The organism is Knoellia altitudinis (assembly GCF_042666355.1).
Classification (GTDB): Bacteria; Actinomycetota; Actinomycetes; order Actinomycetales; family Dermatophilaceae; genus Knoellia; species Knoellia altitudinis.
The window spans coordinates 1,989,062-2,005,503 of the sequence record NZ_JBHTDK010000001.1 but is presented as its reverse complement, the minus strand read 5'-3'; the positions used below and the strand labels follow the sequence as shown (position 1 = coordinate 2,005,503).

The 16,442-nt window shown below is 70.4% G+C and carries 14 protein-coding genes; 7 read left to right on the top strand and 7 right to left on the bottom strand.

All coding sequences use genetic code 11. The annotated features are described in order from the left end of the window. The first annotated feature begins 1 nt into the window (after position 1). Both xdhC and guaD read left to right on the top strand, forming a co-directional pair. Positions 2 to 907: a xanthine dehydrogenase accessory protein XdhC gene (gene xdhC, locus ACFQW8_RS09430; protein WP_380086798.1), complete on the top strand. Its 906-nt coding sequence runs from the start codon at positions 2 to 4 to the stop codon at positions 905 to 907. Continuing rightward, positions 904 to 2,187: a guanine deaminase gene (gene guaD / locus ACFQW8_RS09425; protein ID WP_380086796.1), complete on the top strand. Its 1,284-nt coding sequence runs from the start codon at positions 904 to 906 to the stop codon at positions 2,185 to 2,187. Before xdhC ends, guaD begins: the two co-directional genes overlap by 4 nt. Before the next feature lie 15 nt (positions 2,188 to 2,202). Here the strand turns inward: guaD and aceB are convergent, their stop codons facing one another. Next, entirely contained in the window at positions 2,203 to 3,795 is a 1,593-nt protein-coding gene (aceB, locus tag ACFQW8_RS09420) for a malate synthase A (RefSeq protein WP_380086795.1), read from the bottom strand. Between the two features lie 166 nt (positions 3,796 to 3,961). On the opposite strand from aceB, the gene ACFQW8_RS09415 reads away from it, so the two are divergent. Then, the gene (locus tag ACFQW8_RS09415) at positions 3,962 to 4,717 is read left to right on the top strand and encodes an IclR family transcriptional regulator (protein WP_380088639.1); all 756 of its coding nucleotides are present in this window, start codon (positions 3,962 to 3,964) and stop codon (positions 4,715 to 4,717) included. Between the two features lie 68 nt (positions 4,718 to 4,785). Here the strand turns inward: ACFQW8_RS09415 and hutH are convergent, their stop codons facing one another. Beyond that, positions 4,786 to 6,351, bottom strand: a complete 1,566-nt coding sequence (gene hutH / locus ACFQW8_RS09410; RefSeq protein WP_380086794.1) for a histidine ammonia-lyase — start codon at positions 6,349 to 6,351, stop codon at positions 4,786 to 4,788. A 120-nt stretch (positions 6,352 to 6,471) separates the two neighbouring features. Between hutH and ACFQW8_RS09405 the strand changes: the two genes are divergently transcribed. Next, on the top strand, positions 6,472 to 7,506 hold the full coding sequence (locus ACFQW8_RS09405) for a hypothetical protein (RefSeq protein WP_380086793.1): 1,035 nt from the start codon (positions 6,472 to 6,474) through the stop codon (positions 7,504 to 7,506). Further along, positions 7,503 to 8,045, top strand: coding sequence for a hypothetical protein (locus ACFQW8_RS09400; protein ID WP_380086791.1), 543 nt, complete (start codon positions 7,503 to 7,505; stop codon positions 8,043 to 8,045). Before ACFQW8_RS09405 ends, ACFQW8_RS09400 begins: the two co-directional genes overlap by 4 nt. A 49-nt stretch (positions 8,046 to 8,094) precedes the next feature. Here the strand turns inward: ACFQW8_RS09400 and ACFQW8_RS09395 are convergent, their stop codons facing one another. Further along, on the bottom strand, positions 8,095 to 9,441 hold the full coding sequence (locus tag ACFQW8_RS09395; protein ID WP_380086790.1) for a D-alanyl-D-alanine carboxypeptidase/D-alanyl-D-alanine-endopeptidase: 1,347 nt from the start codon (positions 9,439 to 9,441) through the stop codon (positions 8,095 to 8,097). A gap of 55 nt (positions 9,442 to 9,496) precedes the next feature. Further along, entirely contained in the window at positions 9,497 to 11,383 is a 1,887-nt protein-coding gene (locus ACFQW8_RS09390; protein WP_380086789.1) for an ABC transporter ATP-binding protein, read from the bottom strand. Positions 11,384 to 11,472: 89 nt separating this feature from the next. Between ACFQW8_RS09390 and ACFQW8_RS09385 the strand changes: the two genes are divergently transcribed. After that, a complete protein-coding gene (locus ACFQW8_RS09385; protein ID WP_380086787.1) occupies positions 11,473 to 11,910 on the top strand; it encodes a MarR family winged helix-turn-helix transcriptional regulator in 438 nt (145 codons plus the stop codon). After that, positions 11,910 to 12,716 carry an IclR family transcriptional regulator gene (locus ACFQW8_RS09380; protein ID WP_380086786.1) on the top strand — a complete coding sequence of 269 codons (807 nt, stop codon included), beginning with the start codon at positions 11,910 to 11,912 and terminating at the stop codon, positions 12,714 to 12,716. Before ACFQW8_RS09385 ends, ACFQW8_RS09380 begins: the two co-directional genes overlap by 1 nt. Here ACFQW8_RS09380 and ACFQW8_RS09375 read toward each other — a convergent pair. From ACFQW8_RS09375 to ACFQW8_RS09365, 3 genes are all read right to left on the bottom strand, one after another. Then, positions 12,689 to 13,264, bottom strand: coding sequence for a universal stress protein (locus tag ACFQW8_RS09375; protein WP_380086784.1), 576 nt, complete (start codon positions 13,262 to 13,264; stop codon positions 12,689 to 12,691). The two genes, ACFQW8_RS09380 and ACFQW8_RS09375, sit on opposite strands and share 28 nt — an antisense overlap. 10 nt (positions 13,265 to 13,274) lie before the next feature. Further along, positions 13,275 to 14,762: an MFS transporter gene (locus tag ACFQW8_RS09370; RefSeq protein WP_380086782.1), complete on the bottom strand. Its 1,488-nt coding sequence runs from the start codon at positions 14,760 to 14,762 to the stop codon at positions 13,275 to 13,277. Positions 14,763 to 14,875: 113 nt separating this feature from the next. Then, positions 14,876 to 16,261 (bottom strand): MFS transporter, encoded by a 1,386-nt coding sequence (locus ACFQW8_RS09365; RefSeq protein ID WP_380086780.1) that lies wholly within the window; start codon positions 16,259 to 16,261, stop codon positions 14,876 to 14,878. Between the last annotated feature and the right edge of the window lie 181 nt (positions 16,262 to 16,442).

Below are 16,442 nucleotides of genomic sequence, written 5' to 3'. Positions count from 1 at the left end.
CATGTCCTGGGTCGACGCGGTCCGCGCTCTGCGCACGAGCAGGGAGTCGGGCGTCCTCGTCACCCTCACCTCCGTGCGCGGCCACGCACCGCGCGAGGCCGGGACCAAGATGGTCGTCTCGGCCACCCGCACGTGGGGCACGATCGGCGGTGGCAACCTCGAGGAGGATGCCATCCGCCGTGCCCGAACCATGGTGCAGGACAACACTTCCGAGCCGGTCAGCTTCACCGCGAACCTGTCCGACAAGGCGAAGTACCAACACGGCGTGCAGTGCTGTGGCGGCGTCGTCGAGGTCCTCCTCGAGCCGCTGGCCGTGCGCCCCTCCGTCGCGATCTTCGGCATGGGTCACGTCGGGCAGGAGCTGGCACGAGTCCTCGCCCGTCACGACCTCGAGCTCCACCTCGTCGACTCACGCGAGGGCTTCCTCACCGACGACGTCCTCGCGCCATTGGCCGACGCCGAGGCCGCGGTCCATGTGCACCACGTCCCGGTCCTGCCCGAGCTCGTCCTGTCGGAGCTTCCCCGCGGCAGCCACGTCCTCGTCATGACGCACGACCACGCCGAGGACGCCGCCCTCATCGACGCAGCCCTGCGCACCGAGGAGCTCGCGTCCATCGGCCTGATCGGGTCGAGCGCCAAGTGGCAGCGCTTCCGCCGCAAGCTGCTCTCCGAAGGCCACGACGAAGCCGACCTGTCCCGGATCACCACCCCCATCGGACTGACGACGCTGAGCGGCAAGGACCCGGCGACCATCGCCGTCAGCATCGCCGCCGCCCTGCTCCAGTCGTTCGCACCGACCCGCCACGCCCCACCCGATGACACCGACACAGAGGGCACAGCGGGCACGGAGGACACAGCGGGCACGGACACGGAGCCAGGCCGTCACGCCCAGGAGAGCACGCGATGACCCTCTTCCGAGGCACCTTCTTCGACGTCCCGGACAACCCCTTCACCGGCGGCGTCCTGCGCTCGGAGCAGGACGGCGGCATCCGCGTCGTCGACGGCACGATCACCGACCGTGGACCCTGGGCCGAGGTCCGCGAGCGGCACCCTCAGGACGACGTCGAGGACCTCACCGGAGGGCTCGTCCTGCCCGGCTTCGTCGACACCCACGTGCACTACCCGCAGATCCGGACCATCGGCGCGCTCGGCATGCCACTGCTCGACTGGCTCGAGAAGTCCGCACTCCCGGAGGAAGCGCGTCTGGCCGACACGGCATACGCACAGGAGATCGCCACCGAGTTCACTGGCGGGCTGGTGCGCTCCGGGACCACGACGGCACTCGTCTTCGGCTCACACTTCCCGGGCGCCGTCGACGCACTGTTCACCGAGGCCGACCGGGTCGGGCTGCGGGTCACGAGCGGGCTCGTCGTGAGCGACCGCATCCTGCGCGAGGACCTGCACACCGACCCCGACGAGGCCTACACCGCCGGCAAGGCCCTCGCCGACAAGTGGCACGGCACGCGACGCAACCGGTATGCCGTCATCCCGCGCTTCTCGCTCTCGTGCAGTGACGAGCTGCTCGACTCCTGCCGGGCGCTGCTCAAGGACGTCCCCGACGCCTGGTTCACCTCGCACATCAACGAGAACATCGCCGAGGTCACCACGGTCAAGGAGCTCTTCAACGCGGAGGACTACCTGCAGACCTATGCCGCGCACGGCCTCGTGGGGCGCCGGAGCATCTTTGCCCACAACGTCCACCCGACCGATGGTGAGCTGCGCGACCTCGCCGCCGCGGACGCGACCGTCGCCCACTGCCCGACGAGCAACTCGGCCTTGGGCAGCGGCCTCTTCCCGCTCAAGGAGCACCTCGACCACGGTGTGCGGGTGGCCCTCGGCTCCGACGTCGGCGCAGGGACCGGCTTCTCGATCCTCAAGGAGGGGCTGCAGGCCTACTTCATGCAGCAGCTCCTCGGTGACCGCGGCCGCCCGCTCGCCGCATCCGACCTGCTGCACCTCGCGACGATGGCCGGAGCCGACGCCCTCGGGCTCGCGGACACGGTGGGTGACTTCTCGGTGGGCAAGCAGTTCGACGCCGTGTGGGTCAACCCGGCGCAGGGGTCGACGATGGACGTCGCGCTGCGGCACGCGTTCTCGCCCGAGGACGCGCTCGCCAAGGCCTTCGCTCTGGGCACGTCACCGTCGGTGACCGCGAGCTGGGTTGCGGGACAACAGCTTCAGCGTTGAGCTGGCGCTGTCGGCTCACTCGCCTGCGCGGAGGACCTCTGCGTATGCCGGGAGCGTGAGGAAGTCCGCGTAGTCGTCGTCGAGCGCTGTGCGCACGAAGAGCTCACGCGCCAGCGGGAGGTGCTCGGCGTAGGCACCCGCCTCGACCAGCCCGGCATACTCCTCCTCGACGACCCGCTCGACGAGCTCGCGGGTGATCGTCTCGCCGGTGTCGAGGCTGGCCCCGTTGTGCGTCCACTGCCAGATCTGCGAGCGCGAGATCTCGGCGGTGGCGGCGTCCTCCATGAGGTTGTGGATGGCTGCGGCACCGTTGCCCGAGAGCCACGCCGCGAGATAGGTGATGCCGACCGCGACGTTGCCCCGCAGGCCGGCCTCCGTGCGCTCGCCCGGTGTGCGGTCGAGGGCGAGCAGGTCGGAGGCCGTGACCGAGACGTCGTCGCGCTGGCGGTCAACCTGGTTGTCGCCCTCGAGGACGCTGTCGAAGATCTCGGTGCACACCGGCACGAGGTCGGGGTGGGCGACCCACGACCCGTCGAAGCCGGCCTGCGCCTCACGGGTCTTGTCGGCGCGCACCTTCTCGAAGGCGACGCGGTTGACCTCCTCGTCACGGCGCGAGGGGATGAACGCAGCCATGCCACCCATCGCGAACGCGCCCCGGCGGTGGCAGGTCTGCACGAGCAGGTCCGAGTAGGCCTTCATCATCGGAGCGTCCATCGTCACCGCGTTGCGGTCCGGGAGCGTGGTGTCACCGGGGGCGTCGCGGAAGTTCTTGATGATGCTGAAGAGGTAGTCCCAGCGTCCGGCGTTGAGGCCGCTGGCGTGCTCGCGCAGCTCGAAGAGGATCTCGTGCATCTCGAAGGCAGCGGTGATGGTCTCGATGAGGACGGTGGCGCGGATGGTCCCCTGCGGGATGCCGAGCCGGTCCTGGGTCCACACGAAGACGTCGTTCCAGAGCCGGGCCTCGAGGTGGGACTCCATCTTGGGCAGGTAGAAGTAGGGGCCGCTGCCCCGCTCGACGAGCTCGCGCGCGTTGTGGACGGCATACAGGCCGAAGTCGACGAGCGCACCCACTAGCGGCTCGCCGTCGAGGGTGAGGTGGGCCTCGTCGAGGTGCCACCCGCGCGGGCGCGGCAGGATGACGGGGACGCTGTCGGGGTCCTTGAGGGCATAGTGCTTGCCCTCGGGCGTCGTCAGCTCGATGGTGCGCAGGTTGGCGTCGCGCAGGGTGAGCTGACCGCCGATGACGTTGCGCCAGTGGGGCGTGTTGGCGTCCTCAAGGTCGGCCAGCCACACCTTGGCCCCGGAGTTCAGGGCGTTGATCCCCATCTTGCGGTCGGTCGGACCGGTGATCTCGACCCGGCGGTCGCGCAGGTCGGCGGGCGCGGGCGCCACCTGCCAGTCGGCCTCGCGCACCGATGCCGTCTCGGGCAGGAAGTCCAGCGTGCCGGTGCGGGAGATCTGCTCGCGTCGCTGCACCCGGGCGGCCAGCAGCTCGGCGCGCCTCGCCCCGAACTCGCGGTGCAGACCGGCCAGCAGATCCAGAGCCTCCGCGGTGAGGATCTCGGACTGCCCGTCGACGTGGGGGCCGGTGACAACGATGGAGGGCACGACAGGGTCTCCTTGGACTCATGAACGGAAGAACTGTTCCAATATACGGAATAGACTGGGCCCGCACAGTCCGTTCCCCACCGAGGAGCCACCGTTGACCGCACCGCAGGCCGACACCAGCATCGATGACGCCGCCCTCGAGGCCGCAGCCGACACCAAGGACCAGGTGCCCAAGGGCGGGGTCCAGTCGATCGACCGCGCGTTCGCCATCCTCGAGACCCTCGCCGAGTCCGGGGGCGTCATGGGCCTGTCCCAGCTCGCCGAGCGCTCGGGGCTCCCGCTGGCCACGATCCACCGCCTCGTGCGCACCCTCGTCGACCTCGGCTACCTCCGTCAGGAGGAGTCCCGCCAGTACTCCCTCGGCCCGCGGCTCATGCGCCTCGCCGATGCCGCCTCCAAGCGCGTGGCGGCGTGGGCGCACCCGCACATGCTGGCCGCCGTCGAGGACCTCGGCGAGTCGGTCAACCTGGCGATGATGGACGGCGACGAGGTCGTCTACATCGCGCAGGTCCAGCCGTCCAAGAACTTCATGCGGATGTTCACCGAGGTGGGCCGACGCACCCTGCCCCACAGCACGGCCGTCGGCAAGGCCATGCTGCTCGACACCGACCCCGGCACGGTGCGCTCCCTGCTGAGCCGGACGGGTATGCCGCAGCGGACCGAGCACACGTTGACGACGCCCGACGCGTTCCTCGCCGCCCTGGACGTGGCCCGCGAGCGCGGCTACGCCCTCGACGAGGGCGAGCAGGAGGTCGGGGTGCGCTGTGTCGCGGTGGCCGTCCCCGACGCCCCCCGGCCCATGGCCCTGTCGATGTCCGGTCCCACGACTCGGGTCACTGATGCGGCCGTCGACGAGGCCGCGGCCCGGCTCCAGGAGGCGGCCCGCCTCATCGGCGCCGACCTGTCCTACGCCGGACGCTGACCTCTCACCAGGCCTTGTGTGTCTGCGGCCGCGCTCTGACGTGGCCTCAGGCACACAAGGCGGGGGTCTCAGCTGAGGCGACCGGTCACCGACTCGGCTGACCTCACCACGGCGCCGTCGAGAACTGCCTCGTACGCCGCTTCCAGGTCCGGTGCGAGGAAGCGGTCCGGCCCCGGAGCGACGTTGCCGAGCTCGCCCAGCCCGGCGATGACAGCGCCGGTGGCGGGAGCCGGCTGCAGCGGTGCGCGCAGCTGGATCCCGCGCGAGGCGGCGACCAGCTCGATCGCCAGCACCCGCGTCAACGCGTCGACCGAGCGACGCAGCTTGCGGGCGGCGGACCAGCCCATGGAGACATGGTCCTCCTGCATGGCGCTGCTCGGGATCGAGTCGACGCTTGCCGGGACGGCCAGGCGCTTCATCTCGGAGACCATCGCGGCCTGGGTGTACTGCGCGATCATGAGCCCCGAGTCCACCCCGGGATCGTCGGCGAGGAACGGCGGCAGGCCGTTGCTGCGCGCCTTGTCGAGGAAGCGGTCGGTGCGACGCTCCGAGATCGAGGCAAGGTCGGCGGCCACGATCGCGAGGAAGTCCAGCACATAGGCGACCGGGGCACCATGGAAGTTGCCGTTCGACTCGACCCGACCGTCGAGCGTCACGACCGGGTTGTCGATGGCCGAGGCGAGCTCCCACTCAGCGACGCGAGCGGCATGGTCGATCGTGTCGCGCACTCCCCCGGCCACCTGGGGAGCGCACCGCAGTGAGTAGGCGTCCTGGACGCGCGTGCAGGCCTCGGGGTCACGGTGCGACTCGCGAATCGGACTGTCGGACAGCACCTTCCGCATGTTCTCGGCCGAACGCGCCTGGCCCGGCTGGGGGCGCAGGGCGTGCAGGTCAGCCGCAAAGACGTCATCGGTGCCGAGCAGACCCTCGACGCTCATGGCCGCGGAGATGTCGGCGGTCGTGACGAGCCGGCGCAGGTCGGCGATGGCGAGGCAGAGCATGCCGAGCATGCCGTCGGTGCCGTTGATGAGCGCGAGCCCCTCCTTCTCGGCGAGCTCGACGGGCGTGATCCCGGCCGCCGCCAACGCCTGGGCCGCCTCCATCACCTCACCGTTCCCGTCGCGCACCCGACCCTCGCCCATGAGCGCGAGGGCACAGTGCGACAACGGAGCCAGGTCACCGGAGCAGCCGAGCGAGCCGTACTCGTGCACGACCGGTGTGATCCCCGCGTTGAGGATGGCGATGTAGGTCTCGAGCGTCTCGGCCCTGATCCCCGTGCGCCCGGTCGCGAGGGTGGCGATGCGCAGCAGCATGAGCGCCCGCACGACCTCCCGCTCGACCTCCGGCCCGGCACCCGCCGCATGCGATCGGACGAGCGAGCGCTGCAGCTGGGCCCGCAGCTCCACCGGGATGTGCCGCGTCGCCAGCGCACCGAACCCGGTCGAGACGCCGTAGTGCGCCACCGTGTCGTTGGCGAGGCCCTCGATCGTGCCGCGGGTCGCGCGGACGGCGTCGAGGGAGGCCGGAGTGAGCTCGACCTGCGCACCGTGACGCGCCACCCGGACGACGTCGTCGATGCTGAGGTGTTCGCCGCCGAGGGCGACCGGTTGCTGCTGCCTCTGGGTGTCCGTCATGTCTCAAGCAAAGCGCCGGTATGCCGGGAGCGGCAGCCACGCGACCGGCATACCGTCTCGGATTCCAGACGCTCAACCGCCGACTTTCACCGGTGACACGGCGCCAGCGGCGACGCTAGCGTGCAGGGATCGAGACCGGAGGACTGGATGTTCAAGAAGCTCAAGGCGACCAAGGCCTATCTCGAGCACGGCGACGACCTTGCAGGTGCCCTCGTCCCGGACGACGCGGTCGTGTTCGACGCACCGTCCGATGCCGCGCGGCCCGCGATCGACGCGGCGCTCGACGGGCAGTTCGAGCCGGCGGCCGAGCTGCTCCGACGTTCGCGCGAGGGCAGAGCCTGGGAGGACCGCGACGTCGACGTCGCCAACCTCGGCCGACTGTCGCTCAGGGCTCCACAGTGGCTCGACGCCTGGCACGAGAGCGACCCCGACAACCCTGACCTTGCCGTCGTCGATGCTCGCCGACTGGTCGAGCAGGCGTGGGAGCGACGGTCGCACAACGACGCGAGCCAGGTGAGCCAGGAGCAGCTCGCTGCGTTCCACCAGCTCCTGGAGAGCGCCACCCAGCGGATCCAGCAGGCCGTGGATGGTTCTCCCGGCGACCCCGTGCCCTGGGCGCTCGCCCTGCGCCACGCACACGGCACGGAGGTCGACCGAGAGACGTTCGAGGGCTATCTCAGCGCCCTCGAGTCGACCGATCCCCACCACTACGGAGCTCGCTACGAGGCGATGCAGTTCGTCTGCGCCAAGTGGTTCGGCTCGCACGACGAGATGTACGAGTTCGCGCGGGCGAGCGTGGAGGCGGCGCCCAGGGAGGCCCGGGTCCAGTCCCTGCTCCTCGACGCCGTCCTCGAGCACCTCGGCGCCGAACCATCGGCCCTCACCCAGGACCCGGAGCGCGTCGAGGAGGCCATCGCGCGAGCCCGAGGTTTCCTCGACGCCAACCCGGAGGCGGGCCACCAGCTCACCGCCCAGACGCGCAACGTCCTGGCGCGCGTGCTCTTCCACCTGGAGCGGCATGGCGAGGCCTACGAGCAGCTGCAGGCCATGGGTCCGCACGCGACGTCGTACCCGTGGCGCTACTGGGGCGATGCCCGCGAGGAGTTCCTCACCCACCGCTCCCACATCGTCACGCTGGCGGCCGGCGCGTCGTGACCTCGATGATCCTGCTCGTCCGGGCGACGGCGGCCGAGCTCCAGCGGCCGGTCATCTGGGCGCGAACCCGTGTCCGGTTGGTCGACAGCGAGCAGGCGGGGTGGACCATCGCCGATGTCGGCGCGCCGAACCAGGCGGCGCTGGAGCGGGTCGCCGAGGAGGTCAGTGCGTTCGGCCCTGCCCTGCTCCTCGTGGTGGGCGAGCTCCGGACCGGTGTCCAGCTGTGGCACGGGGGACGGCGCCGGGCGCGGGTCGGCTGGACGTCGGGCGAGGTGAACGCCCTGTCGGCGGCGGACGCGGAGACCATGGCGACGCTCTTCGCGTCGGCCCTCGGCGTCGACCCCGGTCCGGTCGCGCGGGCACTGCGGGAGGCGACGAGCCCCGACCGGTCCTTCCGCGCGCTGATGTCGGCGCTCGCCGCCCCCGTTCCCAGCCACTTCGGCCGGCACCGGAGCGGCCCCCTCGACTCCGAGCGCACGACCGTCGTCGAGCGGCACGGCATCGTCGAGGCCATGGTCGAGGACCACTGGGGCCACTGAGGACTTCCGACGGGAGTGCAGGCCGGCCGGGCCGGCCCTGCGCTGACAGTCAGGCCGGGTTGCACCCCGTGGCTGCCGTGGCGAAGCGCTCGATGGCCAGCCGGGCCGCCGTCGGATCCGCGGCGCCGTTCTCGATGATCGAGAAGATCCGCTCGCGGCCGTCCACGCCGTAGGCGGTGCCCGAGAGGGCGATGGCGTCGCTGAGCCAGCCCGTCTTGGCCCGCACCTTGCCCCTGGCGCACTGGGTGTCCGCAGTGGCGAAGCGGGTCCTGAGGCTGCCCGAGACGCCGGCTGTCGGCATGCTCGTGGACGCGTTGAACACCTGCGCGACGGCCGCGTCACGCTTGGCGCGGAGGAGGAGGCTGGTCATCGTGGCCGCACTCGCCCGGTCGGACCGCGACAGGCCCGACCCGTCGTGGACCGCCACGCCCGTGGTGTTGACCCCACGAGCCTTGAGGACGGCGAGAGCATGAGCGTTGGCGGCGGTCCAGGTCGCTCCCTTGCCCACGGTCAGCGACGAGTGCCGGTGGATGTTCTCGGCGTAGTCGTTGTCCGACGTGTTGATGAAGTTGGCGGTGAGGGTGCCGATGTAGGGGGACGTCGCACTGACGATGGTCGGCGCTCCCGTGGGCACCTTGCCCCGGATGGTCGAGGAGACTCCGATGCCCAGGCGCTTGAGCTCGTTGGCGAAGATCACGCCGGCGTCGAGCCCCGTGTCCATGGCATTGCGCCCGCCGACGACCAGCGGCCGGACCGGCACCACGTCGCCGGGCAGGTAGCTCGGCTTCCAGCCGGTGGCGTTGGTGGGTGGCGGGAACAGCGTGTCGTCGACCCGCACGGCCACCGTCCTCACACCCGCCGCGACCAGGGCCGACCGCGTCGTGCCTGCCATCTCCCGGGCCTTGGTCACCCACAGTGCGGGGTCACCGCCACCCACGAGCCACACCGTGTTCCTGCTGGCATTGGTCCTGACCTGCGTCGTCAAGGTCTTGTCGCGGGCCATGGTGCTGATGGCGACGAAGGCGGTGACGAGCTTCTGGTTCGAGGCCGGCATGAGCGCCAGCGAGGAGTTGCGGCTGTAGATCACGGCACCGGTCGTCGCGTCGAGGACGACCGCGCTCACCCTGCTCCCCAGAGCCGGGTCGGCGCCTGCCGCTGCAAGACGTTGCGGGATGGTCCGGGTGTCCGAGGCGGTGAGGGCCAGCTGCCCGTCGGACGGCTGGGGCAGCCGGTGCGAGGGCGGGTCGGGGGGAGGTGAGGACTCGGGCCGGGACGTGGGGCCGGGCGGTCCCTCGGCGCTAGCCGGCAGGACCGAGCCTCCTGCCACGAGGGCCAGCGCGGCGACGGAGGCCGCGGCACTGGCGAGGACGGCTCTGCCTGCTCTGATCGCGCTCATGACTAGGAGAGTGGCACTAAATGGACTAGCCCGCTCGTCGAAACCGGTCCGAGCCTCAGGCAGTGGCGTATGCCGGGATGCCGGCGAGGGCCGCGTACCGCCCTTCGAGGTCCAGCAGCTTGCGGTGCGTACCCCGCTCGACGATGCGTCCGTGGTCGAGGACCGCGATCTCGTCCGCGTCCTCGATCGTGGAGAGACGGTGGGCGATGGTGATCGTCGTGCGCCCCCGCACCAGCTCGTCGAGAGCCTTCTGCACGGCCCGCTCGGTGTCGTTGTCGAGGGCGCTCGTGGCCTCGTCGAGCACGAGGACGCGAGGGTTGCGCAGGATGGTGCGGGCGATCGCGATGCGCTGTTGCTCACCACCCGAGAAGCGGTGTCCACGGGCGCCGACGACGGTGTCGAGACCCTCGGGGAGGGTGGCGACGAGGTCGGCGACTTGGGCGGCGCCGAGGGCCTGCCACAGCTCGGCCTCGGTGGCCTCGGGCGCTGCCAGGAGCAGGTTCTCGCGGATCGAGGCGTGCACGAGATAGGTCTCCTGCGACACGACTCCGACGATGCGAGCGAGCACCTCGGGGTCGAGATCGCGGAGGTCGACCCCGTCGACGGTGACGCGCCCCGAGGTCGGGTCGTGCAGGCGTGCGACGAGCGAGGCGAGGGTGGACTTGCCGGACCCGGTGTGGCCGACCAGCGCCAGCGAGCCGCCGGCCGGGACCACGGCGTCGATGTCGGCGACAGCGAGAGGTGAGTCTGCGGCATACGCGAAGCTCACGTTCTCGAAGCGCACCTCGCCGCGCACGCCAGCCGGGTCGAGCGAGACGGGAGCCAGGGGCGCGGCGACGTCGGGGATGAGGTCGAGGTACTCGAAGACGCGGGAGAAGAGCGCCATCGACGAGACCCACTGGGCGCCGACGTTGAGCAGGCCCATGAGCGGGCGGAAGATGCCGGCCTGGAGCGTGGTGAAGGCGATGAGCGTCCCGATGGTCATACCACCGGAGGTCGCAGGCAGCCCGGCCACGAGGTAGATGAGCGCGGGGATGGCCGCGAAGATGACCTGCATCGTGGCCATGCGCCAGCGTCCGGCGAGCTGGCTGCGGAGCTCGAGGTCGACCAGCTCCTCGGAGGTCGAGGCGAAGCGGTCGGCGTGGCGGCGACCGGCGCCGAGGGTCTTGGACAGGCGCACGCCCGAGACCGAGAGCCCCTCCTCGATCTGGACGTTGAGGTCGGCGCGGCGAGCCTGCTGGCGTGCGGTGACCTCGCGGCGGATGAGCGCGACGCGGCGGGTCATCCACACGGCCGGCGGGATGACGACGAGCGAGAGGAGCGACAGGCGCCACGAGAGGGCGACCATCGCGACCGACGTGGCGATCGCGGTCGTGAGGTTGCTGGCGATCGAGGTCGCGGTCGTCGTGACGACGCCCTGCATGCCGTTGATGTCGTTGGTGAGGCGCGACTGGACCTCGCCGGCGCGAGTGCGGGTGAAGAACCCCAGCGACTGCTGCTGCAGGTGGGCGAAGAGGTCGGTCCGCAGGCGGTGCATGACGCGCTGGCCGACCCCGGTGGACATCCAGGTCTGCACGACGCCGAGGACCTGGGTGCTCGCGGCGACGGCGAGCATGGCGCCGACCGAGAGGAGCAGCAGGCGCACGTCCTGCTGCGGGATGGCCTTGTCCACGACCTCGCGCACGAGGAACGGCTGGGCCATCGAGACGACCGAGGTGACGACGATGATCGCGGTGACGATGCCGATGGGGCGGCCGAAGCCACGGAAGAGGCCCGTGACCCGAGTGAGCGGGACGGGGGCGATCTCGAGCTGGGCGCGGTCGCGCGGGTCGACCTGCATCGGTCCGCCACCGCCGCCGCGGCCTCCTCCGATGCCGAGGCCCTTGCCGCCGGGGAGGCGTGGGCCGGTGTGGTTGGGAGCTTCATGAGGTGTGGCTGTCATGGAGGCCCTCCCTTCTGTCGGTGCTGGAGTCTGTTAGTGAGGCTAACTCACAATGAGTCAAACCGGCTAACGCCGACTACTATTCCCGTATGCCGTCCGCCCCCCGTGCGTCCACCACCGAGCCCGGCCTGGGTGAGCTGGTCATGCAGGTGGCCCGAGGACTGCGGCGGCGTCATGCGCAGACGCTGGAGCCGTGGGGCGTGACGCCGCACGAGGCGCGGGCCCTGCGGGTCATCGGCACCCACGAGCCCACTCGCCTCGGAGTCGTGGCCCAGCACCTGCGCATCGCCCCCCGGTCCGTGACCGACGTGGTCGACTCGCTGGAGCGGCGCGGTTTCGTTGTGCGAGAGGCCGACCCGACCGATCGCCGCGCCACCCAGGTTGCCCTGACTCCGAGTGGCCGCAAGATCCTCGGCGAGCTCGACACGGCGCGGCGCGCCGACCACGAGAGCTACTTCGCGGACCTCAGCGAGCGCGACCGTGCCACGCTCACCCGCATCCTCACCGGACTCGTCGAGGACCGCTGATGACTTCGGTTCCCGGGGCGGCGAACGCGCTCGACGTGCTCGAGCTGCTCGCGCGTCGCGGTGAGCCGTTGCCCGCCGCGACCGTCGCTCGCGAGCTCGGACTCCCCCGCTCCAGCACCTACCACCTGCTCGCGGTGCTGAGGGACCGCGGCTACGTCTCCCACCTCGAAGGTGAGCGACGCTACGGACTGGGCGTCGCGGCATACGAGCTGGGTTCGGCCTACCAGCGGCAGGCGCCCCTGCAACGCATGGCCCGAAGCACCCTCGACCGGCTGGTCGATGCCACCGGTCACAACGCGCACCTCGCGGTGCTGCACGGTCGCGACGTCCTCTATGTCATCGAGCAGCGCGCACCCAACGGGCCGGTCCTCGTGTCCGACGTGGGCGTCCGACTGCCGGCCACGCTCACCGCCACGGGGCTGTCGATGCTCGCCTCACTGCCTGCCGGCCAGGTGCGGGCGCTCTTCCCGCACGCGGACGCGCTGGTGCAGCGCGACGGCCACGGACCGTCCACGACCGGCCAGCTCCGCTCGCTCCTGCAGGCCGTCCGACAACGCGGGTATGCCGTGGAGGACGGTCACATCACGAGTGGACTGAAGTCCGTGGCCGTCGCCGTGCTCGACCACAGCGACCACCCGGTGGCCTCGGTCGCCGTGACGTTCCGCTCCGAGCTGGTCGACGAGGTGGCGTTCGCTCGGATCGTGTTCGCCGTGGGTGAGGCCGGCGAGGACCTGTCCACGCGACTGCACCGGCAGCCGCGTGGACCAGGCGCCAGTCCTCAGTCGCGCGCCATGGGCGGGCGATAACCCGGACGACCGGCGAGGGCGGCCGACCTCACCGCTGCCCGACCCACGGCACGACCCGCGCGTTCGATCGGGCTGGGCGGCTCCTGCGAGACGCGCGGCGGCATGACCACGACGGGGCAGGTCGCGGCATCCACGATCCGCTGTGCGAACAGCGGAGCACCGGTCAGCGCGCGCGGGGAGTCGACGACGAGCAGGTCTGCCTCGACCGCGACGGCGAGGAGGACCTTGCGCTTGCCCCCACGGACGGCTTGGACCTCCGCGGTGTGGTCGTCACCGAGGACCTCGGCGACATCGGCCTCCAACGCCGCCTGGGCGGAGCGGGCGGCCTCCGGCTCGTCGGTGACGCGCGCGGCGATCGGACCCGAGGTGGTCCCCGTCGGGACCTGTGGCCGCCAGGCACGCACGGCGATGAGCCGACCGCCGTTCTGGGCGGCCTGCGCGGCTGCCCACTCGAGCGCCGCCGGTGACTTCGAGCCGGCACTCACCCCGACCACGACGGTGTAGGGGCGGGCGCCCTTGGTCGGCTCTGCGGCAACGGACTCGTCCATGTCGACCACCTCAGACCGGAAGGTTGACGGTCTCGTTGCCGTCCTTGTCGTAGCTGCTCAGCGGAGGTGCGATCTCCTCGAGCGACTTGCCCTCGGCGTCGACACCCCACACGGCCGCGACGCCCGCGCCGATGAGCATGATGCCCGAGGCGATGAGGTAGCCCCAGAACATCGGGGTGCGGTCCTCGCCCTCGCCGATGAGCCAGCCGTAGAAGACCGGGCCGATCGCACCGAAGATCTGGGCGATGGCGAAGAAGTACGAGATCGCCTGTCCACGTGCCTCCTGCGGGAAGATCTCGGACACGGTGAGGTAGCCGGCCGACGCACCTGCTGAGGCGAAGAAGAAGGCGACACACCAGAAGGCCGTGTGCGTCCCCGCCGTCAGGGTGCCGGCGTTGAAGAGGAACGCCGAGATCGCCAGCACGATCGCCGCGAAGGCGTAGCAGCCACCGATCATCTTGCGCCGACCGACGGTGTCGAAGAACGGGCCGAGGAGCAGCGGTCCGAGCAGGTTGCCGATCGCGAACGGGAAGAAGTAGACGGCCGCACTCGACGCCGTCTTGTCGTAGAAGTTCTGCAGCACGAGCGAGTAGGTGAAGAAGATCGCGTTGTAGAGGAAGGACTGCGTGATCATCAACGTCGCGCCGAGCACGGTCCGCTTCGGGTACAGCTTGAAGAAGACGTAGGCGAGCTGCTTGGGAGTGAGGCCCTCGCGCGGCTTGACCCACATGCCGTCCTTCTCCTCGTCGAGCTTGGGCAGCTTCTTGCCCGCAGCCTCGACCTCCGCCTCGATGCCGGAGACGATGCGCTCGGCCTCGTCACCCTTGCCGTGAGTGACCATCCAGCGCGGGCTCTCGGGGATGTGGCGACGCAGGTAGATGATCGCGAGACCCAGGACCGGGCCGATGAGGAAGGCGATGCGCCAGCCGAGGTCCTCGCCGAAGCGCTCGGTGTCGAGCAGGAAGAGGCTGGCGAAGGCGCCGATGCCGGCACCGAACCAGTAGGTGCCGTTGATCGCCAGGTCGACGCGTCCGCGGAAGCGCCCGGGGATGAGCTCGTCGACGGCCGAGTTCACCGCGGAGTACTCACCACCGATGCCCATGCCGGCGACGAAGCGCAGCGCGAGGAAGACGAGCATGTTGGGTGAGAACGCGGCCAGACCGGAGGCGATGAGGTAGAGCGCCAGGGTCATCGTGAACAGCTTCTTGCGGCCCAGTGTGTCGGTGAGGCGTCCGAAGAGGAGGGCTCCCACGACCTGGCCCAGGAGGTAGACCGTGCCGGCGAGGCCGACATCGGCGGTGCTCATCGAGAGGGACTTCTCGAACCCGCCCGCCGCGACGATCTGCACCTCGAGACCGTCGAGGATCCAGGCGGTGCCGAGACCCACGATGACCATCCAATGGAACTTCGTCCAGGGCATGTCGTGCATGCGCGCCGGGATGAGGCTGCGTGTGGGCTTGTCTTCGAGCTTGTCTTCGGCGACGTCAGCGGTCGACATCCGTACTCCCCTGGGAACGGTTCGGAGGGCTCGGCGGCTGCCGGGCCCTGCAGCACGTTACGCCGCACGGCCCTGACCTGCAGGGTTAGCGTCCGGGCAATCTGGGTCGGCGATCAGGCCGTCTCGGAGGGGACGACTCCGGAGGGTTCTGGCCCGTCCTCGTCACGCAACGGGTGGGCGATCTCGTCCTCGGGCAGCCGCGCCCAGAGGATCGCGATGACCGCGATGATGCCCGGCACGATCCCGGCGATGAGGAACGTCGTGCGGATCCCGATCGCCTCGGACACCGGGCCGGCCATCGCCATCGACACGGGCATGAGCGAGATCGACACGAAGAAGTCGAGGCTCGACACTCGTCCGATGAGTGCCGGCGGCACCCGTCGTTGCAGGAGCGTCCCCCAGATCACCATCGGTGCCGAGAACGTCGCGCCGAGGACGAGCGCGGCGACGACGAGCACCCAGATGTTGCTGGCGAACCCGAACACGGCGAGTGGGAGGGAACCAAGTCCCCACAGGAGGTTCATCCACGTGAGGTAGCGACGCGGCATACGCAAGGACGCCATGACGAGCGAGCCCACTGCCGCACCGATACCGAAGGCCGCGAGGACCCAGGCGTGCTCGCGCGGTCCGCCGCCCAGACGGTCCTTGATGAGGAACGGCACGAGCACCTCGAACGGACCCATGAAGACGAGGACCATGCCGCTGGCGAAGAGGAGCGTCGCGAGCAGCCACGGCGTGCGCACCATGTAGGAGAAGCCCTCACGCATGTCCGCGAAGGCAGAGCCGATGGGGTGCTGCGCATGGGTCACATCGAGCTGTCGGCGCAACGGCGTCTCCGGGACGGACATGAGGGCGAGCAGCCCGAGCAGCACGGAGGCGGCAGCGATGACGACCGCGGCGCCCGGGCTCGCGGCGGCGACGGCGGCACCGGCGACGGCGGGCCCGATGGCCTGACCGATCGTCGGCCGGACCATGCCCTCGAAGCCGTTGACGGCCATGAGGTCGCGCTCCTCGACGAGGGCCGGGAGCCACGCGGAGTAGGCCGGGTAGTAGAACGCCATCGCCATCCCGTTGACGAACGCGACGACCGCGAGCATCCACAGCCGGGTGATGTCGAGCAGGGAGAGCGTGGCGACGACCGACATGCAGAGGAGCTCGACACCGGCGACGACGAGGAGGATGCGCTTCTGGGGGATGCGGTCGGCGACGACACCGGCGAGCAGGGCCGGGACGATCACACCGAGCGCGGAGGCCGTCGCGACGACGCTGAGCTGCGAGGCGCCTCCGCCGATGCGGACGACCTCCCACACCTGAGCGACCGCCCACACGCCACCGGCGAACGTCGAGAAGACGAGAGCCACGGCAAGACGCCGGTATGCCGCACCGCGGAAGGGCGTGAGCGCGCGCGGCAGCTTGCGCTCGACGGGCTCCGCCGACGCGCGCGTCGTGGTGTCGCTGTGCGCGTCACCGATCTCGGTGTTGGTGTCCTGGCGGGCCATGGCTCGAATCCTCATACCTCAGGTCAGCTTGAGGTCAAGCCCACCCTGGACTCACCCGCTGGCTCGAGGTTGGCTCCAGCCAACACCCGAGCACTGACACCGCGCCAGTGAGTTTCTGGACATGAAGAAGGGCCCGGGCGACCGGCTCCCAGTCGAGGTAGCACGACACGCCGTACTGAGC